Below are 19,192 nucleotides of genomic sequence, written 5' to 3'. Positions count from 1 at the left end.
TGGTGTTCGACAATAGAACCATGTTCGGTAAAGCGCAAGTCCCGTATGAGAGGATGGGGGCATGCCAGGAAAAACCGCCGATCCCTCCCGCGTGCGACGCGGACGCCGCCCCACCCTGTCGCTCGAGCAGGTGGTGGCCGAGTCGATTTCGCTTCTCGACGCCAAAGGTGCCTCCCACCTCACCCTTCGCCGCCTCGCAGACAGCCTCGACACGGGAGTGGGAAGCCTCTACCACTACGTCTCCGGCAAGGAGGAATTGCTGGACAGGGCGACGAACGAGGTCCTGGGCGAGGTTCTGGCGTCGCTAAGCCTGCCCGGGGACCCCTTTGACGCGCTCGAGGAGCTGTCGATGACCTTCTACGCGACGATGGACCAGCACCGCTGGCTTGGCGCGTACATGCTGCGCGACGTCACCATGCAGCCGAACTCCATGAGGATGTTCGAGCTCTTCGGCCAGCAGCTGATGGGCCTCGACCTCACGCCCATGCAGCGCTTCGACGCGGTGAGCTCCCTGATCAGCTTCGTCACCGGTGTCGGCGCGGAGATGAGGGAGCTGCCGGAGGAGGTGACCCGCGAGCACCTGGACCAGCGCCAGGCGCTGCACCGCTTCGCGGTGGCGTGGAGGCAGCTCGACCCGGAGGAGTTCCCCTTCGTGCACTCCGTCGTGGACGTGTTCGAGACCCACGAGGATGTGGAGCAGTTCCGCGCCGGGGTGGAGCTTATCCTGGACGGAATCCGCGTCCAGGCCGGCCTCAGCGTGGGCTAACCGGCCTTCTTTTTCTTCAGGGAGGCCTTGAGCGCCTCCATGAGGTCGACGACCTCGGCGTCTTCATCCCCGGAATCGTCCGCATTGCGGTCCTCGGACTCGGCGGTGCCCGCGCCCTCGCCCGCCTCGAGCTTCGCCTCAACCATCTTGCGAAGCTCCACCTGGTAGTCGTCCTGGAACTCCTCGGGGGTGAAATCGGAGGAGTACTGCTCCACCAGCTGCGCGGAAAGCTCCAGCTCCTTGTCGGAGATCTTGGCGCGCGACTTCGCGCCCTTGAAGTCCACGTCGCGCAGCTCGTCCGCCCACAGGAGGGCCTGGAGAACGAGGACCTTGTCGTGCACGTAGAGGGCGCCCAGCCGGGTCTTCTGCCGCAGCGCGAACTTCACGATGGCGGTGCGCTCGCTCGCCTCGAGCGTCTGGCGCAGGAGCAGGTAGGACTTCGGGGTCTTGGCCTGCGGCTCGAGGTAGTAGGAGCGCTCCAGCATCATCGGTTCGACCTGGTCGGAGGGGACGAACTGGACCACCTCGATCTCGTCGTTCTCCGCCTCGGGCAGCGAGCCGAAGTCGTCCTCGGTGATGACGACTGTCGTGCCGTCCTCCTCGTAGGCCTTGTCGATGTGCTTGTACTCGACCACCTCGCCGCACTTCTCGCAGCGGCGCTCGTAGCGGATCCGCCCGCCGTCCTTGTCGTGCACCTGGTGGAAGGACATGTCGTGGTCCTCCTCCGCCGCGTACAGCTTGACCGGCACATTGACCAGCCCGAAAGTGATGGCACCGCTCCAGATCGCTCGCATACCCTAGAGGTTACGTAATTCGAGGAGGTGCGAGGTGGCGGACACGTCGACGTACAAGGTGGGCGGGCGATCGCTTCAGGTCAGCAGCCTGGAAAAGGTGCTCTACCCGGCGACGGGCACGACGAAGGCGGATGTGCTGCGCTACTACCTGCAGGTGGCGCCGGTGATGATCCCGCACCTCGCCGGGCGCCCCGTGACCCGGAAGCGGTGGCCGGATGGTGTCGCCGGGCAGTCCTTCTTTCGCAAAAATCTGGAGGATTCCGCGCCCGACTGGATCCCCACCTGCAGCATCGAGCACAAGGAGACGACGAATGCGTACCCGCTCGTCACCGAGGCCGCCACACTCGCATGGTTCGGACAGGTCGCGGCGCTCGAGCTGCACACCCCGCAGTGGCGCTTCGACTCCGGATGCGAACGGCTCAACCCCGACCGGCTCGTGCTCGACCTCGACCCGGGCGAGGGCACGTCGCTCGCCGACGCCTCCAGGATCGCCCTGACCTGCCGCGACATCCTGGAGGGGATGGGTCTGACGTGCTTCCCCGTCACCTCCGGATCCAAGGGGATCCACATTTACGCGGGTTTGGACGGGACGTCGACACCCGAGCAGGTCAGCGCCGTTGCAAAGGAGCTCGCCCGGGCCCTGGAGGCCGAGCACCCCGACAAGGTGATCCCGACGATGGCGAAGAAGGACCGCGCCGGGAAGGTGTTCCTCGACTGGAGCCAGAACAACGGCTCCAAGACCACCGTCAGCCCGTACTCCCTGCGCGGCAGGGAACGGCCCACCGTCGCGGCGCCGCGCACGTGGGATGAGCTCGAGGGCGGTGACCTGGCCCAGCTCACGTTCGAGGAGGTGCTCGTACGCCTGGAGAGTGACGGCGACCCGCTCGCGGAGCTGGCGGGGACGGCCGGTGACCCGCTGGCGACCTACCGCTCGATGCGCGACGCCTCCAAGACCGCCGAACCCGTGCCTGAGGTGGTGGCGGTGAGGCAGGGTGAGGCGCCGATCTTCGTCATCCAGGAACACCACGCGAGTTCGCTGCACTGGGACTTCCGCCTCGAGCGCGGCGGCGTACTCGCGTCGTGGGCCGTGCCGAAGGGCCCGCCCCTGGACGCCTCCGAGAACCGCCTCGCCGTGCAGACGGAGGACCACCCCGTGGAGTACGCCTCCTTCGAGGGGACGATCGCCAAGGGCCAGTACGGTGCCGGCGAGGTGACCATCTGGGACTCCGGGACCATCGAGGTGGAGAAGTGGCGGGAGGGCAGGGAGGTCATCGCGGTGCTGCACGGCCGCCCCGACGGCGGGCTGGGCGGGGTTCCGCGCCGGTATGCGCTCATCCACAGCGGTCAGGGCGGGGAGGCGAACTGGCTGCTCAAGCTGATGAAGAAACAGCCCGAGGCAGGGGAGACCGCGCTCGGTGAGCTCCCGGCGCCCATGCTGCCCAGTCCCGGCACGGAGGCCGACATCCGCCTGAGCACCCAGGACGGCCACACGTGGGTCCATGAGATGAAGTGGGACGGTTACCGCATCATCGCCGGAATCGACCACGGCACCGTCTCCATGCGCAGCCGGGGCGGCAAGGACTACACCTCCATGTTCCCGCACGCCCGCGAGCTCGCCTCGCTTGTCGACGCCTCCACGGCCGTCCTCGACGGCGAGCTCGTCGCCTTCGACGCCGACGGCCAGCCCGATTTCTCGCTGCTGCGGCAGGAGGAGCAGCCGGAGGACATCCGCTACGTGGTCTTCGACATTCTCGAGCTCAACGGCCGCCCGCTGCTGGACACGCCGCTGAGCGACCGGCGGGTGGTGCTCGAGCAGACGGTACGCGAGGGTGAGGGCGTGATGCTGCCGCCGTCCTTCCCCGGGGAGCTAGACAAGGCACTGAAGGTGAGCGGGGACCTCGCGCTGGAGGGGGTCGTCTCCAAGCGCGCCGACTCCGTGTACCGGCCCGGGGAGCGCACGCCCCAGTGGGTCAAGATCAAGCTCCGGCGCCACCAGGAGGTTGTGGTGGTGGGGGTGCGCCGCGGCAAGCGCGGCATCGCCTCGCTGCTGGTGGCGGTGCCGGACAGCGAGGGGGAGCTGCGCTACGCAGGCAGGGTGGGCACGGGGTTTACCGGGAGGGACCTTGGGGACGTCGAAAAGCGGCTGCGGAAGATCGAACGCGCGACCCCGCCCCTCGGGGACATCCCCGCCGCCGACAGGGCCGACGCGTGGTGGGTCACGCCGAAATTGGTCGCCGAGGTCGAGCTCGCGGGCCGGACCGTGAATAACCGTGTGCGGCAGGCCTCGTGGCGAGGGTGGCGGGACGAGAAGAAACCCGCCGACGTGCGGTGGGAGGTCTGATCCGCGGGTACCCTTGCTCACATGACGAATCCCAACGAAAACGCACCCATCCCCAACGAGCCTCCCTTCGACCCCGAGATCGACGGCCCCGCGGCCGATAACCAGGGCACCGAGGAAATGATCGGCGCCACCGGCGATGCACAGGGGGACTCCAACCTGGAGAAGGACCCCTCCGACTGGGTCAGCGGCGATGAGCCGATGACCGAGGCCCAGAAGTCCTACCTGGACACCTTGGCCAAGCAGGCGGGCGAGCAGCTCCCGGCCAACCTGACCAAGGCGCAGGCGTCCGAGCACATCGACCGCCTGAAGAAGGCGACGGGGAACTAGGTTCCCATCGGATTAGCGACGCCAGCGGCGCGGTGCACGGGTTGTGTGCTGCGCCGCTGGCTTTTCATCCTTGGGGCACGATGGATCGGCTTAACCGGTCACGTGTTCTAGTGCGCGGGCTGCGGGTAGCGCACCACGTCGTCGTTACCAACGACCGCGCCCTCGGTGAGCACCGCGTCGGAGAGAGTCGTTCCGTTCCCGGTGTGCCCCATGATGTGGCGCACCCGGTCCCCGCGGGCCAGGAGGTGGTCGGCGATGATTCGGCGGTGGCACCGCCACCAGACAGCCTCCGAGCACATCACAGCCGTGGGGTTCGCCACGGCCATTGCGCGAAGCTCATCCAGGGCCCCATTGAACTCGGCACCCAGTGCGTGGTCGGCGTAATTGTGGAAGCTGCGGTTACGCCAATTGCCGTTGACGTCGAACGGAACGGTTTCGGAAACGTTGCGCCGCCCGGTGAGACCCTCCAGGCGGTTATACGAGATCCCGTTCTCGGGGAGGGCCACCGCTAGGTGGTCGTCATTGAACCAGGGGTATGTGCGCGAACCGGGCAGTTTCCGGACGTCGACAAGCGTAGAGATGCCGGCGCCCCGCAGCATCGTGAGGAAATCCCCGAACTCGAGGTTGGAATGCCCGACGGTAAAGATTTCCGCCATGAGAGGCCTACGAGCGCTTTGCGGTGATCCACACGTCGATTTCAGCGAGGACGGGCTCGACACCTGCATCGTCGACGATTTCGCACTTCACCGTGACCAGCTGGCCACCGGTCTCGCGGGTGACCTCGGCGAAGTCCGGGAAGTCAGCGGTGGCGGTGATGGTGAGCCCGCCGGTGGACTTGGCGGGGTAGTCGGCGCGCATGCCGCGGGGGATCCAGCGGTGCGTGGTGGGCACGGTGGTTTCGCACAGAAGGCCCATCGCGGCCTCCGCGCCGTTGAGCGCGGCGATGACGTGGAATGTGCCGATGTGGTTCTTCACGCCCCACCACTTGCCCAGGCGGATCACGCAGCGTTCACCCGGGATGACCTCGCGCACGCGCGGGAGCACGGTGCGGAAGTACGGGGCCTTCAGGGCGTAGACGGTGGAGAAGGCGCCGCGCTTGAGGGGGGAGTCGCTGAGTCGGTCCCACAGGCTGTAGATCGGGTTGACCGCGGTCTGGGCGGAGGGGCGGGAATCTGTAGCGTGCGTCATAGTGGGCAATGATAGTGAGCGCTCACGCATTCCGGGCCGGGTACGGAGGTTTTCTTATCAATCTCCCCAATCTCCTCGGGGCATGCGTAAACCCCCGGGCGACGGCCCGGGGGTTTACGGCTTGGTTAGCCCTGGTTCTCCTCACGCTGCGTCTCGTCGACGCCTTCGGGGGTTTCCTCGCCGTACCCCAGCTGGGAGCCGGTGTCCTGCGCGAACTGGTCGTCGTCGCGGTCAACCGGCTTGTTGGAGCTCTTCTCGGAGGAGTAGCCGGGCTTTGCGGGATCGTTGTGCATGTGATTCCTTTCGTCCGTCGGTGAAGTGAGTGCCCATCGTACGCCGGGCCACCCCGCGCCGCTCTCAGTCCCACCGGGCCCGAGCCCCATCCGCCAGCACCTCACCTTCCCGGAACACGGCGCCCCCGGTGTAGGAGAGCGGCTGATCCGATGCCGCAACCACAACGTTGCCGTACGCCCGCCCCTCCAGCATTGCGGGCACCGACACGGCCCCGGTGAAGCGGAAGACCTCCGCCAGGCCCGCCATCTCGGCCCGCGTTTCCGCCAGGCCGGCACGGTCTCCGACGTTCGCAACGAACACCCCACCCGGGCGCAGGGCCCGGCGGGCGGCGCGGTAGAACTCCACCGTTGTCAGCGAACGCGGTGTGGCGGGACCCGCGAACGCGTCACGTACAAGCACGTCCACCGTTCCGGGTGCGAGCGCGTGCGTGAACGCCCGTGCCTCCGCGACCCGGATCTCCACGGGTGGGTCGAAGGCCCGGCGGACCAGCTCCGCGAGGCCCCTGTCGATGTCTACCGCCACGGTCCGCCCACCCCACCGGGAGGAGAAGTACGAGGGAAGCGCGCACCCTGCCGCGCCAAGGTGCACGGAGAGCTTGGGGGCGGCGGGGACAAGGCCGGCGATCCACTCCATGTAGTCGAACGCGAGCACCTCGGGTGCCCCGAGCACGACGTAGGAGCTGGGCACGTTGTTGACCTCGAGGGTGTACCCGCCGTCGCGAAGCGGGTCCGCGATGATGCGTGCGGTGCCCGTATCGATTGGGTACTCGCCCTCGATCCGCTTCTTCCCGTGCCGGGGTTTGCGCGCCTGCATGAACGGGTATTGTTGTCGCTCATGCTTAAAGTGCGTGAAGCGACCCCCGCCGACAAGGCGGCAGTGATCGAGGTGTGGGACGAGTCCGGCATCAGCCAGCCGTGGAACGAACCCCCGCGGGACTTCGACCGCGCAATGGAAGCCCCCGGTTCGGCGGTTCTCGTCGTGGAGGGCGAGCGCATCGAGGCCGTGGCCATCGCGGGCTACGACGGCCACATGGGCTGGATCCACATGATGGGGGTTCGCCCGGGGCTGCAGGGGCAGGGCGTGGGGCGCATGCTTGCCGACGCCTGCAAGGACCACCTGCTCAAGGCCGGAGCAACGGACGCGTACCTGCTGGTGGCCCCCGACAACACCAACGGCATCGAGTTCTGGGAGCACCTGGGATTCTTCAAGATTGATGCTCCGGTGTGGACCATCCCGCTCGACGACAAGAAGCCCTTCGACGTGGCGCGGGGCTAGCCGCTTCCGGCCGCGTTTCCCGGCCACGCCCGGGCCCCTAGTCGCCCCAGGACCTCGTCCGGGCGAAGAACGCCGCGACAAGCGCGCCGACCAGAACGACTGCGGCGGGCAGCCACAGCGAGTGCGCCATCGCCAGAGCAAAGGGAGCGTGGATGAACTCCGGCATTGGGCCCGCCTGCGTCGGGTTCTCGCTCGCACCCGGGCCGAGCTGCTCGGTGAGCTGGGAGGTCATGAGCGCGGCGATGGATGCCGAGCCGATGACGGCGCCGACCTGGCGCACCGTGTTGTAGACCGATGAGCCGGCACCGGCCAGCTTCGTGTCGAGGTTGCGGGTGGCGATCATGGACAGCGGGCCCCACATCATCGAGTTGCCCAGGCCGGCCACCACCGACACCGCGAGCATCCACTGCGGGTTGATGTCGGGGTTGGTGATCCACGCCGTGAGCGCCACGGACAGGCCCATGAGAACCAGGCCCGCGATGGCGAAGGGTTTCGGGGAGTACGTGTTGGTCAGTTTGCCGATCCACGGTGCCAGCACGCCCGAAATCAGGCCCGAGGGCAGAATGAGCAGCGCCGCGCGGGTGGGGGAGTAACCCTGCACGGACTGGACGTAGATCATCCAGGGGATGATGTACGTGGAGATGGTGAACCCGACCGTCGCAATGGTCAGCGAGGCCAGGGAGAAGTTGCGGTCGCGGAAAAGCTCGAGGGGAACCAGCGCATCGCGGCGCGTGCGCGCCTGCCACAGGACGAACAGGCCCAGCAGCACCAGGCCCACCGCGATGAGTGTGAAGGGACGCCAGTCCCAGCTCAGGCGGTCGCCCTCCTGGATGCCGAAGATGAGGCCGAACATGCCGGCGGAGCTGAGGGCGACGCCGAGCCAGTCGAAGGTGCGGGCGGAGAGCTCGAGCTTCGGCACGTAGATCCACGCGAGGATCACACCGATAACGCCGATGGGGACGTTGACAAAGAAGATCCACTCCCAACCTGCGGCGTCGACGAGCAGGCCGCCGAGCAGCGGGCCGACGATCGTGGCCAGGCCGGCCGTCGCTCCCCACACACCCATGGCGCTGCCGCGTTCCCTCGGGCTGAAGGTGCGGATCATCACGGACATTGTCTGCGGCGTGACCATCGCGCCACCGAGGCCCTGGAAGGCCCGGGCGATGATCAGCGCCTCAATGGAGGAGGCCATGCCGCAGGCGAGGGAGGATACCGTGAACAGGGCGAGGCCCAGCAGGTAGATCACCCGGGGGCCGAAACGGTCGCCGAGGCGCCCCGTGACCAGTAGGGGCACCGCGTAAGCGAGCAGGTAGGCGCTGGTGACCCAGATGACTCCGTTGTAGCTCGCGTCGAAATGGGCGGTGATGGCCGGGATGGCCACTGAAACAATGGTCGAGTCGACCAGGATCATGAAGAAGCCCAGCATCATGGACAGCAGTGCCGGCCACGGGGACTTTTGTTTGGTGTCGTTCACCGGCGAAACTTTACAGGGTGCAATTATCCCGCGTCGATCGGCTGAATGCGTAGGGTGGTGCCCATGAGCGACGTGAATTCCGCCGAGGTTGCGCAGACCGTGATCCTGCCGCAATCGAGGGACGCGATCTTCCTCACCGTGACCATCCGCGGCGGGGGTGAGGCCCGGGTCATCGAGGCGTTGACGGGGCTTTCCGGGCTTGTCGACGCCGTCGGCTTCCGCTGGCCGGCCGCGAACCTGAGCGCGGTGGCGGGCATCGGTGCCAAACTGTGGGACCGGCTGTTCACCACCGAAAAGCCCGAGCACCTCCACGAGTTCGTGGAACTGCAGGGCGGGGTCCACGCCGCGCCATCGACCCCCGGGGACCTGTTCTTCCACATCCGCGCCGACGAGTACGACGTGGCCTTTGAGCTGGCGCGCCGCATCTGCCGGGTACTCGGGTCCGCTATCGACACCTTCGACGAGGTCCACGCCTTCCAGTACCAGGACTTCCGCGATCCCCTCGGTTTTGTCGACGGCACGGAGTCCCCGCGCGGAAAGGAGGGCATTGAGGCGGCGATCATTCCCGACGGGCCGTGGGCGGGCGGCAGCTACATCGTGGAGCAGAAATACGTCCACGACCTCACCTCCTGGGATGTCACCACCGTCGAGGAGCAGGAGCGCGTCATCGGGCGCACCAAGCACTCCGACATAGAGTTCGACGACGCCGACAAGCCCCTTAACAGTCACGTCGCCGTCAACACGGTGGAGGACGCGGAGGGAAACGAGCTGGAGATCGTCCGCGACAACCTCGCCTTCGGTGACGCCGCGGGCCAGCAGGGCACCTTCTTCATCAGCTACGCCCGCGACGTGCGGATTACCGAGCTCATGCTGCGCCGCATGTTCATTGGCGAGCCCGAGGGCAACCACGACCGCATCCTCGACTTCTCCACCGCACTGACCGGATGCAACTTTTTCGCCCCGCCCCAGCACTTCCTCGACTCCGCGGACGAGCACGCCCGGCCGGGGATCTTGCAGGGTGAGGAGTACGAGAGTCCCACCCAGCCCGCCACCGAGTTACCCCAGGGGCAGAGCGTCTACGGCGGGAACGGAGCCGCGCAGAGCCCGAGCGCAGACAACGACAACGCCGGCTCCGCCCCCGGCCCGCGCCCGCCGGGCCCGGACGGGTCCCTGGGAATCGGAAGCCTGAAGGAGAACTGACATGACCGTGTCCAATAACCTGCACCGCGAACTCGCCCCCATCACCCCGGAGGCCTGGGCCGAAATTGAGGAGGAGGCCGCCCGCACGTTCAAGCGCTGGATCGCCGGGCGCCGCGTCGTCGATGTCGTGGGCCCGCTCGGTCCCGAGCTGGCAGCCGTGCCGACGGGTCACCAGAAGAAGATGCCCGATGCCTTCGACGGCGTCTCGCTGAAGAAGCGTGAGGTCTCCCCGGTCATCGAGCTGAGGGTCCCCTTCACCGTCACCCGCGAGGCCATTGACGACGTCGCGCGCGGATCAAAGGACTCCGACTGGCAGCCCGTGAAGGATGCCGCCACGCAGATCGCCAAGGTGGAGGACTCCATCGTCTTCAACGGATACCCGGCTGGCCCCGTCCACGGCATCCTGCCGCACTCGTCCAACGAGAAAATCTCCATCTACGACGACATCGAGGACCTCCCCGAAGCCGTCTCCAAGGCCCTTGCCAAGCTGCGCCTCCAGGGCGTCGAGGGACCCTACTCCCTGCTGCTGCCGGCGGACATGTGGGAGCAGGTCCACGAGGAGACGGACGACGGATATCCGGTGATCAAGCACGTGAACAAGCTTCTCAGCGGCAACGTCATCTGGGCCCCCGCGCTCGACAAGGCCCTGGTGATCTCCACCCGCGGCGGGGACTACGAGCTCCACATCGGACGCGACCTGTCCATCGGCTACAGCAGCCATGACGCCGAAACCGTCAGCCTCTACCTGGAGGAGACGATCACCGCCCTGCCGTACACCGACGAGGCGAGCGTGATCATCACCGCCAGCTAGGCGCGTGGCGTCTCCTGGGGTGCTGGGCCGCTCGCAGATTTCACGACTTGTGTCTCCGCTCGGGTTGAGGCTCGTGCCCCTGGTTTTCGCGGTTCACCTTATCCAGAAGCACCCTGGCGTCTAGGCAAAACGGAAGATTCATCATGGTGCCTTTCCCCGCACGAGATAATTTCGTCCACATATCCGCTCTCGCTGGGCCGCTAGAGGTTCTTTCTGAACCTGTTTTGATAACGAATGAGAACGGTTCGCCCCGCACCTCCGACGATTTTCCGGGTTACAGCGCTTTCATGATCCACCTGAAGGTGGGGCTCGGGAAAAGGGAAAAGCCGCGGCCGGACGGAACTTCCGTTCAGACGCTCGTCACTCAGTCGACCCCTGTATGTGTCTGGAGCGAAAACGCACTCGAGGGCATCGCGGCGGGAGATTATGTGGTGCTAAACGGTATCATGATCGGCGCCGTTGACAACACGCTCGTTTTCGAGGCGCTCGGTATCTCGTGCGCTAACGGGCTCGTCGATAAGCTGGAGTACGACGAGTAACCGCGGAGTTCGCATTGGTTGCGCGAAGGGGCCTGATCCCCCGGACAGCGGCCGCGTCCCCCACGGTTGAACCGCAGGGGAAAATCGCGTCGCCCCTACTGCGCCAGCGGGATCACCACGTTGTCCGGGGCCTGGATGAGCAGGCTGTCCTCCACGGCCTGGTCGGCGGTGACGGCGGCGGGGTTCTGCGTGACCTCGAGGACCGAGGGATCCGCAGGAGCCGTGGCAGAGCGCGGCGCGAAGGAGTTGCCGCGGCCCACACCGAAGAAGGAGTCCAGCCCCTTCACGTTGAACTGCGTGGCGTTGTAGCGCTGGTTGGTGGATGTGTTCCACTGCGAAACCACAATGTCCATGTTTGCGAGCGTCGATCCCGGCACGATGTAGCCGCCGTAGGGCTGGGAGAAGTTTGCCGGGGTCTGCGGATTCGACCACGGGCCGTGCTCCGCGACGACAGCGACTGGCACGTCGTCCCAATTCCGGGGGAGGTCCCGGGATACACGGACCTCGATGCTCAGCGTCTGCTCATTGAACATCACCAGAACCCACTGCCCGTCGATGCGGCGGAGGTTCATCTCGCCCGCCTTCACGTTCTTGGCGAGGATGGGCGCGCCGGTGGAGGACCACTGGGCGGTTGCCGGGTTGAAGATCTCCCACGTGGTGCGGTCGCCGATCTGCTCGGGTCGGAATCGAGAGAGGTACACGGGGTTGTTGCGTTTGAAGCCGGACGAGACGACGTAGACGAAGCCGTCGTCTCCCCGCTCCCAGGAGATGAGGTTGCCCATTCCCCGCATGTAGTCCGCCCCGGTTGTTCCCACCGACACCCATGTTGCCCCGCTATCGGTGGACTTCCAGATCTGGGTGTGGCTGACGTTGCCGATGCCACGGTTCCACATTCCCTGCATGTAGAGGGTGCCGTCGATGTTGATCACGTCGGAGGGGATGAGGGTGAGATTGTCACCCTCGGCACGGTAATAGGGGATGAGGGGGTTGACCCTCTCCCCGGCGTTGAGGGGCCGGATGATTTCGATGACCCCGTTGTTCATCCGGGCGAGCACGCCCACGGGGCTCATCCATTCGCCCTGGCCGACTGTGTCGTCGCGGAACGAATCACCGAAGACAATTGCGAACTCCTGTCCGTCGCCCACGGGTGTCATCATGCCAAGATCACCCGAGCGAAGATCCACGCTGTCGGAGACACCGCGTCCCAGGAGGTCGCCCATTATCTGCACGACGACCCCGCCCGGCATGGTGACCGGCGTGCCGGGAATTTTCTTGATCGGGCTGGGGTCGGAGTTATCCACAGTGTCCCCCGGCCCTCCGGGGTTGCCCGGGTTAGCGGGGCGGCTCGAGGAGCCGAACGAGCTCTGCGCGGCGGCATCCGGTGCGGCGCAGAGGGGGAGTGCAAGGGCTCCGGCGGCGACGACGGACAGGACGCGGACAGGGAAGTGCATTCGTGGGACTCGCCTTCGGACGGGGCGCCCGGACACAGGGAGGGCGCAGGAAATTCGGACCAAGTACACATCTTAGACCACGAAGCACCGCCCCGGCGGCTAGTCGGCCAGCCGGTGCCGGCCACCCTCGGTCGCGCGCCGGGCCTCCCGGCGCAGGCGCACCTTTTCCACCTCGGTGAGGTAGTTCCCGGCCGAGATGTGCCAGGTGCGCGTGGGGGTGAAGTCGACACCCTCTGAAGGCACCGGGGCGGGGCCGGTATCGGCCCGGACCAGGTCGGCCAGCGAGGGCCCGGATGGCGGGGCGACCGGGCCGCCCACGCTGCCCGGCAGGCCGATCCGGCGCGCGCCCGGAACCGGGGTGACCACGTCCTCCGGGTCGACGGCCTCCGCGCGCTCGACGGTGACGGCCCAGCTTCCATCCGGGAACACCGTGAGCCGCGGTCCTCCCTCGGGTGCGGGTTCCGGAACCGTGGCCGGGATCTCGGGAAGCGGGGGGACAACCGGGCACGGCCCCTCCGGCGCGGCGATGTCGAGGCCCACCATCCCGTCGAGGGCGTAGGCACGGGCCGTCAGGGGAGCCGCAGGGTCGCCGTCAAGGACCGGCCCGATGATGTTTCGGATCTCGGCGCTGTCTGAGGGGGAGAGGCTGCCGAGGACGCGGCCGTCGAGGGTGGCCACGACCGCACCCGCAACCACGCTCAGGCCCACGAGCCACTGGCCGGGGGATGCGGCAAGGAGGTCCGGGCCGGTGAACTCGCCGGTGGAGGTGTCCACCACATACATGTCACCGGGCGGAAGAACGCGGGCCCCGGCGGGAACGCCGCCGCGCGGGACGGCCAGGGCGGGGTGGGGCAGGAAGACGGTGGCGTCGAAAAGCCCGCGCTCGGGGTCCAGCCGAATCCCGGCGAGCGTGGCGGGCTGGAGGCCGGCCGCGTGGACGCGCTCGATGGAGGGAAAGCGCGAACGCTGCGCGGGGCTGATCTCGCCGAGGACACCGCCGGGGTAGCGCACCCGCCACGCACCGCTCAGCGGCTCGGGGTGGAGGGTGACCTCGACGTAGGCGGTGCCGCGCGCCGCGGTGAAGTCGGAGAACAGGCTGGCCTGGACGGGTGCGGTGACGGGCACCTCCACTGCAGCCCCCCAGGCGGAAGGGGCGAGGGGGTAGCGCACCGGGGTCATTGATCGCTCCTTCGGGCACCGCCCCCGCGGGGCGGGGAGGTGGGGTCGGCAGGGTGTACCCGAGCCATTGTAGGCAGCCGCGGTGCGCCGGAACCCCGGGACGCGCGGCCCGCGGAGTGCGGGGGTGAATCCTCCGGTGACCCATAAACGCCGCCCGATGCGATAATGTAATGCCATGTCTCGAATAAGCCCTTTGAACTGGCCGGTCGTGCGCCAGCTGCGGGAAGGCGATGTCTTCGCCCGCGGGCACAACACCGAATCCCAGAAGAGCGCCCACCTTCAGGGTCGCACGGTCGAGGCGGACCGCGTGGTCAAGAGCGTGTGCCCCTACTGCGCCGTCGGCTGCGGCCAGAACGTCTACGTCAAGGACGACAAGGTCATCCAGATCGAGGGCGACCCGGACTCCCCGCACTCCCGCGGCCGGCTGTGCCCGAAGGGCGCGGCCTCCGAGCAGCTGGTCAACGCGACGAACCGCGTCACCGACATCCTCTACCGCGCCCCGCGCTCGACGGAATGGCAGAAGCTGGACCGGGAGACGGCGCTCGAGATGGTTGTCGACCGCTTCATGGAAGCCCGCCGCAACGGGTGGCAGGACACCGACGACCAGGGCCGCCCGGTGCGCCGCACCATGGGTATTGCCGGCCTCGGCGGCGCGGCAATGGACAACGAGGAAAACTATCTGATCAAGAAGCTGTTCACCGCCGCAGGCGCGATTCAGCTGGAGAACCAGGCCCGCATATGACACTCGTCCACGGTTCCCAGTTTGGGATCCTCGTTTGGACGCGGTGGAGCGACCCAGCCACTGCAGGACATGGCGAATGCGGACTGCATCGTCATTCAGGGGTCGAACATGGCGGAGGCCCACCCCGTGGGCTTCCAGTGGGTCATTGAGGCGAAGGCGCGCGGTGCGCGCATCATCCATGTCGACCCGCGTTTCACACGCACCTCCGCCGTGGCGCACAAGCACGTGCCCATCCGCGGCGGCTCGGACATCATCCTGCTCGGCGCGGTAATCAACTACGTCCTGCAGAACAACCTGTACTTTGACGAGTACGTGCGCGCGTTCACCAACGCCGCGACGATCATCAACGAGGACTTCCAGGACACGGAGGACCTCGAGGGCCTGTTCTCGGGTTACGGCCCCACCGCGGGCAAGTACGACAACGCCACCTGGCAGTACGAGCTGAACGATGGCGCCGAGACCAGCTGGGACGTGCGCAAGGACGAGACACTCACCGACCCGCGGTGCGTGTTCCAGATCCTCAAGCGCCACTACTCGCGCTACACCCCCGAGGTGGTGGAGGAGGCCTGCGGCATTTCGCGGGAGGACTTCCAGTATCTCGCGGACTCCATCGTGGAGAATTCCGGCCGGGAACGCACGACCTGCTTCGCCTACGCGCTGGGCTGGACACAGCACACCCTCGGAGCGCAGTTCATCCGCACCTGCGCCATTCTCCAGCTGCTCATGGGCAACGTGGGCCGGCCCGGTTCCGGGATCATGGCGTTGCGCGGCCACGCCTCCATCCAGGGCTCGACGGACGTGCCCACCCTGTTCCACATCCTGCCCGGTTACCTGCCCATGCCGCAGGTGGAGGTCCAGGACTGGGACACCTACCGCGAGCTCACGGGCAAGAAGGACCAGAAGGGCTTCTGGCAGAAGGGCGACACCTACGCCGTCAGCCTGATGAAGGCCTACTGGGGTGAGCACGCCACTCCGGAAAACAACTGGGGCCTCGACCTCATGCCCCGCCTGACCGGCGCGCACTCGACGTACCACACGCTGCAGCTGATGAACACCGGCGGTGTCGACGGCTACTTCGTCTTCGGTCAGAACCCGGCCGTGGCGCAGTCCAACGGCCGCATGCAGCGCATGGGCCTGTCCAAGCTGAAGTGGCTGGTGGTGCGCGACTTCCAGGAAATCGAGACCGCGACCTTCTGGAAGGACTCCCCGGAGGTCAAGTCCGGTGACCTCGTGACCGAGGAGATCGACACCGAGGTCTTTCTCTTCCCCGCGGCGAACCACGTGGAGAAGGCGGGAACGTTCACGCAGACCTCCCGCATCCTTCAGTGGCGCTTCAAGGCGAAGAACCCGCCCGGCGCCGCCGAGTCCGACCTGCAGTTCTTCTACGAACTGGGCAAGCGCGTCAAGGAGCGGGTCAAGAACTCCACGGACCCGCGCGACCTGCCGCTTCAGGCCATCACGTGGGACTACGATGTCGACGCCGAGGGTGAAATCGACGCCGAGTCCGTCCTGCGCGAGATCAACGGTTACTACCTCGACGGCCCCCGCAAGGGCGAGCTTGTCGACGGCTTCCGCGACCTCAAGGCCGACGGCTCCACGTCCTGCGGCTGCTGGATCTACTCGGGCGTCTTCGCCGGCGGCGTGAACCGCTCCGCGAACAAGCGCCCGGGCCAGGAGCAGAACGCGATGGCCCTGGACTGGGGTTTTGCCTGGCCCGCCAACCGCCGCGTCCTCTACAACCGTGCCTCCGCGGACCCCGAGGGCCGGCCGTGGTCGGAGCGCAAGAAGCTCGTCTGGTGGGACGAGGAGCAAAACAAGTGGGTCTCCGACGACGTGGTGGATTTCCCCGCCGACCGGGCACCGGGCTACGAGCCTCCCCGTGACGCGGTGGGCCCCGCGGCCCTGGCGGGCGACGACGCCTTCATCATGCAGGACGACGGCAAGGCCTGGCTCTTCGCCCCGCGCGGCATGGTCGACGGCCCGTTGCCGACGCACTACGAGCCCCAGGAGTCGCCGTTCCCCAATCCTCTCTACGAGCAGCAGCAGTCGCCGTCGCGCATCGTGATGAAGAGCCCGGACAACCTCTCCGCCCCGAACTACGGCGAGGAGGGCCTGGACGTCTACCCGTACATGCTCAACACCTACCGCCTGACGGAGATGTACACCTCCGGCGCGATGACGCGCACTCTGCCGTTCCTCGCCGAGCTGCAGCCGGAGCTGTTCTGCGAGGTCTCCCACAAGCTCGCGGAAAAGCTCGGGCTGGAAAACGGCGGTTGGGCGACCATCATTTCCCCCCGCAACGCCATCGAGGCCCGCGTGCTGGTCACCGAGCGCGTCAAGACGCTCACGGTCGACGGCCGCGAGGTGGACCAGATCGGCATGCCCTTCCACTACGGCAACGGCAAGTACGCGGAGGTCACGGGCGACAGCCCGAATGATCTGCTCGGCATCATGCTGGACCCGAACGTGAACATCCAGGCGTCGAAGGTCTCGGCGGTGGACATCCGGCCGGGCAGGCGCCCCCGCGGGGCGGAGCGCGACAAGCTGGTGCGCGAGTACCAGGTCCGCGCGAAACTCACCGAGAACACGGGCACGATGCTTATCGACGAATCCCAGGAACTGCTCGTGGAGGCCCAAATGGGCAATACGGCAGCCGGCGAGAAAGAATCGACCAAGCGCCACATGTCCGAGAAGGAGGACTAAATGCAGACGAAGAACATCCTGACGGAGTCCCCGTCGCACGTCGGCTACGATGCCTCCGAGCGCATGTCCTTCTTCACCGACACGTCCATCTGCATCGGCTGCAAGGCCTGTGAGGTGGCGTGCAAGGAGTGGAACCGCAACCCCGAGGACGGTTACGAGCTGTCCGGCAACTCCTACGACAACACGGGCTCCCTGGGCGCGAACACGTGGCGGCACGTCGCTTTCATCGAACAGAGCGAGGAGCAGATCGAGCGCGCCCGGGAGGAGGGGGCGAAGCTGATCTCCCTGGGCATGCCCGGGATGGGCCCGGCCGGGGTGCGCGAGGCGCTGCCCGATCCGGAGTCGATCACCCCGCCCGACACACCCGACTTCCGCTGGCTCATGTCCTCTGACGTGTGCAAGCACTGCACCAACGCGGGTTGCCTCGACGTCTGCCCGACGGGTGCGCTGTTCCGCACCGAGCACGGCACCGTCGTGGTGCAGGACGACGTGTGCAACGGCTGTGGCACGTGCGTCGCGGGCTGCCCGTTCGGCGTCATCGAGAGGCGCTCGGACGGGGGCGTCGAGAAGCGCAACGAGCGGCGGGGACAGGACTTCACGCCGGGGGAGAAGGCCCCGCGCAAAAACCTCGGCCTCGCCCAGAAGTGCACCATGTGTTTCGACCGGCAGGCGATCGGGGAGGGCCCGGCCTGCGCCAAGACCTGCCCGACGCAGTCGATCAAGTACGGCACGCACACCGAGATGCTCTCCGTGGCCAGGCAGCGAGTCGCCGAGCTGCACGCGCAGGGCATGACGGAGGCGCGCCTCTACGGGGCCAACCCCAACGACGGTGTCGGCGGGACGGGATCCATCTTCCTGCTTCTCGACGCCCCCGAGGTCTACGGTCTCCCGCCGGACCCGGAGGTGCCCACGGCCAACCTGCCCGACCTGGCCAAGCGCGCGGTCGTGGCCGCCGCGGGCATGGTCGGCACCGTCGCGGCGGCATTCCTGATTGGGGGACGAATCTAATGGCAGAGTTCGATCAGTTCCGCCCGCCGGAGGAACCGCGCCGGCCGCGCCGCCGTGGAGGCCCGCGCGGTGAGCGCGGATACGGCCGCAAGCAGCGCCGCGGTGAGGAGCTCATGGTTCCCGAGGCGCAGTTCGAGCAGTTCGACTCGTACTACGGCAAACCCATCGTGAAGTTTCCTCCGTGGGAGTGGCCCATCGCCGGCTATCTCTTCCTCGGCGGCCTCGCGGGCGGTTCCTCGCTCCTCGCTGCGGGCGGCAGGGCAATGGGCAACAACGAGCTTGCGCGCAACGCGCGCGTCACCGCGTTCGGCGCGGCCGGCATCGGCTCTGCGTTCCTCGTTCTCGATCTCGGGCGGCCCGAACGCCTGCTGCACATGTTCCGGGTGTTCAAGCTATCATCCCCGATGAGCGTGGGCGCGTGGATCCTCGCCGCGTTCTCCGGCATGGCCGCCGTCCCCGCGGCCGCGGAGCTCGACGACATGACCGGCCGCCGCGTCCCTGCGCCCGGGGCGCTGCGCGACTTCCTCCACTTTGCCGCCACCCCGGCGGGAATCGGCGCGGGTCTTCTGGGCTCGCCGCTCGCCGTCTACACCGCCGTGCTTCTGGGCGACACCTCCGTGCCGATGTGGCAGGCGGGGCGCAAGGTCCTTCCCGCTCTCTTTGTCTCCTCCGCGTCCTGCGCCTCGGGCGGTGCGGGGCTGGTAACCACCTCCGCGCCCAACAACGGCCCGGCCCGGGTGCTCGCGGTGGCGGGTGCCGTCGCAGACGTGGCCGCAACCCGGGCGTTGAAACGCAGCGTGGGCGACGTGATGGGGGAGACGCTGGAGACCGGCAAGGCGGGTAGGTTGCTGCGCGCCGCCGAGGGGTGCGTCATCGGCGGCGGCCTTGCAGCCGCCCTGGCCGGGCGCAACCGGGTGGCGGGTGCGCTGGCCGGGGCCGCCCTCATGGCCGGGTCCTGCTTGACGCGCTTCGGCATCATGCAGGCGGGCCGGCAGTCCGTGGAGGACCCGAAATATCTGGTGGAGACGCAGCGCAACCGGCTCGCGCGCCGCGTCGGCCGCGGCCAGGTGGGCGACTCCATCACCACCGCCCGCTGACGC

Annotated in this window: 18 protein-coding genes; 10 read left to right on the top strand and 8 right to left on the bottom strand. The window is 67.4% G+C overall.

Going from position 1 to position 19,192, the window contains the following annotated elements; translation table 11 throughout:
• Positions 1–61 precede the first annotated feature (61 nt).
• On the top strand, positions 62–766 hold the full coding sequence (locus B3611_RS09585; RefSeq protein ID WP_291314849.1) for a TetR/AcrR family transcriptional regulator: 705 nt from the start codon (positions 62–64) through the stop codon (positions 764–766).
• Here the strand turns inward: B3611_RS09585 and B3611_RS09580 are convergent.
• The gene (locus tag B3611_RS09580; protein WP_291314848.1) at positions 763–1,560 is read right to left on the bottom strand and encodes a Ku protein; all 798 of its coding nucleotides are present in this window, start codon (positions 1,558–1,560) and stop codon (positions 763–765) included. The genes B3611_RS09585 and B3611_RS09580 overlap by 4 nt on opposite strands.
• A gap of 34 nt (positions 1,561–1,594) precedes the next feature.
• On the opposite strand from B3611_RS09580, the gene B3611_RS09575 reads away from it, so the two are divergent.
• Both B3611_RS09575 and B3611_RS09570 read left to right on the top strand, forming a co-directional pair.
• Positions 1,595–3,901 carry an ATP-dependent DNA ligase gene (locus B3611_RS09575; protein WP_291314847.1) on the top strand — a complete coding sequence of 769 codons (2,307 nt, stop codon included), beginning with the start codon at positions 1,595–1,597 and terminating at the stop codon, positions 3,899–3,901.
• Between the two features lie 117 nt (positions 3,902–4,018).
• The gene (locus B3611_RS09570; protein WP_291314959.1) at positions 4,019–4,228 is read left to right on the top strand and encodes a DUF3072 domain-containing protein; all 210 of its coding nucleotides are present in this window, start codon (positions 4,019–4,021) and stop codon (positions 4,226–4,228) included.
• Between the two features lie 107 nt (positions 4,229–4,335).
• Here the strand turns inward: B3611_RS09570 and B3611_RS09565 are convergent, their stop codons facing one another.
• The 4 genes from B3611_RS09565 to B3611_RS09550 all read right to left on the bottom strand — a co-directional run bounded on the left by B3611_RS09565 (position 4,336) and on the right by B3611_RS09550 (position 6,523).
• The gene (locus B3611_RS09565) at positions 4,336–4,884 is read right to left on the bottom strand and encodes a DUF488 family protein (RefSeq protein ID WP_291314846.1); all 549 of its coding nucleotides are present in this window, start codon (positions 4,882–4,884) and stop codon (positions 4,336–4,338) included.
• A 7-nt stretch (positions 4,885–4,891) separates the two neighbouring features.
• Positions 4,892–5,416 carry a hotdog fold domain-containing protein gene (locus B3611_RS09560; RefSeq protein WP_291314845.1) on the bottom strand — a complete coding sequence of 175 codons (525 nt, stop codon included), beginning with the start codon at positions 5,414–5,416 and terminating at the stop codon, positions 4,892–4,894.
• 125 nt (positions 5,417–5,541) lie between these two features.
• Entirely contained in the window at positions 5,542–5,709 is a 168-nt protein-coding gene (locus B3611_RS09555; RefSeq protein ID WP_291314844.1) for a hypothetical protein, read from the bottom strand.
• 64 nt (positions 5,710–5,773) lie between these two features.
• Positions 5,774–6,523: a spermidine synthase gene (locus B3611_RS09550; protein WP_291314843.1), complete on the bottom strand. Its 750-nt coding sequence runs from the start codon at positions 6,521–6,523 to the stop codon at positions 5,774–5,776.
• Between the two features lie 21 nt (positions 6,524–6,544).
• Here B3611_RS09550 and B3611_RS09545 point away from each other — a divergent pair, with 21 nt between their 5' ends.
• Positions 6,545–6,985, top strand: coding sequence for a GNAT family N-acetyltransferase (locus tag B3611_RS09545; RefSeq protein ID WP_291314842.1), 441 nt, complete (start codon positions 6,545–6,547; stop codon positions 6,983–6,985).
• A gap of 37 nt (positions 6,986–7,022) precedes the next feature.
• On the opposite strand, the gene B3611_RS09540 is transcribed toward B3611_RS09545, so the two are convergent.
• On the bottom strand, positions 7,023–8,459 hold the full coding sequence (locus tag B3611_RS09540) for an MFS transporter (protein WP_291314841.1): 1,437 nt from the start codon (positions 8,457–8,459) through the stop codon (positions 7,023–7,025).
• A gap of 63 nt (positions 8,460–8,522) precedes the next feature.
• Here B3611_RS09540 and B3611_RS09535 point away from each other — a divergent pair, with 63 nt between their 5' ends.
• The 3 genes from B3611_RS09535 to B3611_RS09525 all read left to right on the top strand — a co-directional run bounded on the left by B3611_RS09535 (position 8,523) and on the right by B3611_RS09525 (position 11,009).
• Entirely contained in the window at positions 8,523–9,659 is a 1,137-nt protein-coding gene (locus tag B3611_RS09535) for a Dyp-type peroxidase (protein WP_291314840.1), read from the top strand.
• 1 nt (position 9,660) lies between these two features.
• A complete protein-coding gene (locus tag B3611_RS09530; RefSeq protein ID WP_291314839.1) occupies positions 9,661–10,470 on the top strand; it encodes a family 1 encapsulin nanocompartment shell protein in 810 nt (269 codons plus the stop codon).
• Between the two features lie 287 nt (positions 10,471–10,757).
• Positions 10,758–11,009 carry a hypothetical protein gene (locus B3611_RS09525; protein ID WP_291314838.1) on the top strand — a complete coding sequence of 84 codons (252 nt, stop codon included), beginning with the start codon at positions 10,758–10,760 and terminating at the stop codon, positions 11,007–11,009.
• Positions 11,010–11,104: 95 nt separating this feature from the next.
• Here B3611_RS09525 and B3611_RS09520 read toward each other — a convergent pair whose 3' ends face one another.
• A complete protein-coding gene (locus B3611_RS09520; RefSeq protein WP_291314837.1) occupies positions 11,105–12,460 on the bottom strand; it encodes a DUF4185 domain-containing protein in 1,356 nt (451 codons plus the stop codon).
• Positions 12,461–12,559: 99 nt separating this feature from the next.
• Positions 12,560–13,639, bottom strand: coding sequence for a hypothetical protein (locus B3611_RS09515; RefSeq protein WP_291314836.1), 1,080 nt, complete (start codon positions 13,637–13,639; stop codon positions 12,560–12,562).
• A 175-nt stretch (positions 13,640–13,814) separates the two neighbouring features.
• Here B3611_RS09515 and fdnG point away from each other — a divergent pair, with 175 nt between their 5' ends.
• From fdnG to nrfD, 3 genes are read left to right on the top strand one after another with little or no spacing between them, the layout of a single operon-like run.
• A complete protein-coding gene (gene fdnG, locus B3611_RS09510) occupies positions 13,815–17,084 on the top strand; it encodes a formate dehydrogenase-N subunit alpha (RefSeq protein WP_291314835.1) in 3,270 nt (1,089 codons plus the stop codon).
• Positions 17,085–18,092, top strand: coding sequence for a 4Fe-4S dicluster domain-containing protein (locus B3611_RS09505; protein WP_291314834.1), 1,008 nt, complete (start codon positions 17,085–17,087; stop codon positions 18,090–18,092).
• Positions 18,092–19,189: an NrfD/PsrC family molybdoenzyme membrane anchor subunit gene (nrfD, locus tag B3611_RS09500; RefSeq protein ID WP_291314833.1), complete on the top strand. Its 1,098-nt coding sequence runs from the start codon at positions 18,092–18,094 to the stop codon at positions 19,187–19,189. Before B3611_RS09505 ends, nrfD begins: the two co-directional genes overlap by 1 nt.
• The last annotated feature ends 3 nt before the right edge of the window (positions 19,190–19,192 follow it).

It is taken from the genome of Corynebacterium sp. UBA2622 (assembly GCF_002339505.1).
Taxonomy (GTDB): Bacteria; Actinomycetota; Actinomycetes; order Mycobacteriales; family Mycobacteriaceae; genus Corynebacterium.
This window is presented reverse-complemented; position numbering and strand designations above follow the sequence as displayed.

Coding starts and splice junctions, on each gene's coding strand:
- B3611_RS09585 (WP_291314849.1), top strand. CDS start 62: ATGCCAGGAAAAACCGCCGATCCCTCCCGCGTGCGACGCGGACGCCGC.
- B3611_RS09580 (WP_291314848.1), bottom strand. CDS start 1,560: ATGCGAGCGATCTGGAGCGGTGCCATCACTTTCGGGCTGGTCAATGTG.
- B3611_RS09570 (WP_291314959.1), top strand. CDS start 4,019: ATGATCGGCGCCACCGGCGATGCACAGGGGGACTCCAACCTGGAGAAG.
- B3611_RS09565 (WP_291314846.1), bottom strand. CDS start 4,884: ATGGCGGAAATCTTTACCGTCGGGCATTCCAACCTCGAGTTCGGGGAT.
- B3611_RS09560 (WP_291314845.1), bottom strand. CDS start 5,416: ATGACGCACGCTACAGATTCCCGCCCCTCCGCCCAGACCGCGGTCAAC.
- B3611_RS09555 (WP_291314844.1), bottom strand. CDS start 5,709: ATGCACAACGATCCCGCAAAGCCCGGCTACTCCTCCGAGAAGAGCTCC.
- B3611_RS09550 (WP_291314843.1), bottom strand. CDS start 6,523: ATGCAGGCGCGCAAACCCCGGCACGGGAAGAAGCGGATCGAGGGCGAG.
- B3611_RS09545 (WP_291314842.1), top strand. CDS start 6,545: ATGCTTAAAGTGCGTGAAGCGACCCCCGCCGACAAGGCGGCAGTGATC.
- B3611_RS09535 (WP_291314840.1), top strand. CDS start 8,523: ATGAGCGACGTGAATTCCGCCGAGGTTGCGCAGACCGTGATCCTGCCG.
- B3611_RS09530 (WP_291314839.1), top strand. CDS start 9,661: ATGACCGTGTCCAATAACCTGCACCGCGAACTCGCCCCCATCACCCCG.
- B3611_RS09525 (WP_291314838.1), top strand. CDS start 10,758: ATGATCCACCTGAAGGTGGGGCTCGGGAAAAGGGAAAAGCCGCGGCCG.
- B3611_RS09520 (WP_291314837.1), bottom strand. CDS start 12,460: ATGCACTTCCCTGTCCGCGTCCTGTCCGTCGTCGCCGCCGGAGCCCTT.
- B3611_RS09515 (WP_291314836.1), bottom strand. CDS start 13,639: ATGACCCCGGTGCGCTACCCCCTCGCCCCTTCCGCCTGGGGGGCTGCA.
- B3611_RS09505 (WP_291314834.1), top strand. CDS start 17,085: ATGCAGACGAAGAACATCCTGACGGAGTCCCCGTCGCACGTCGGCTAC.
- nrfD (WP_291314833.1), top strand. CDS start 18,092: ATGGCAGAGTTCGATCAGTTCCGCCCGCCGGAGGAACCGCGCCGGCCG.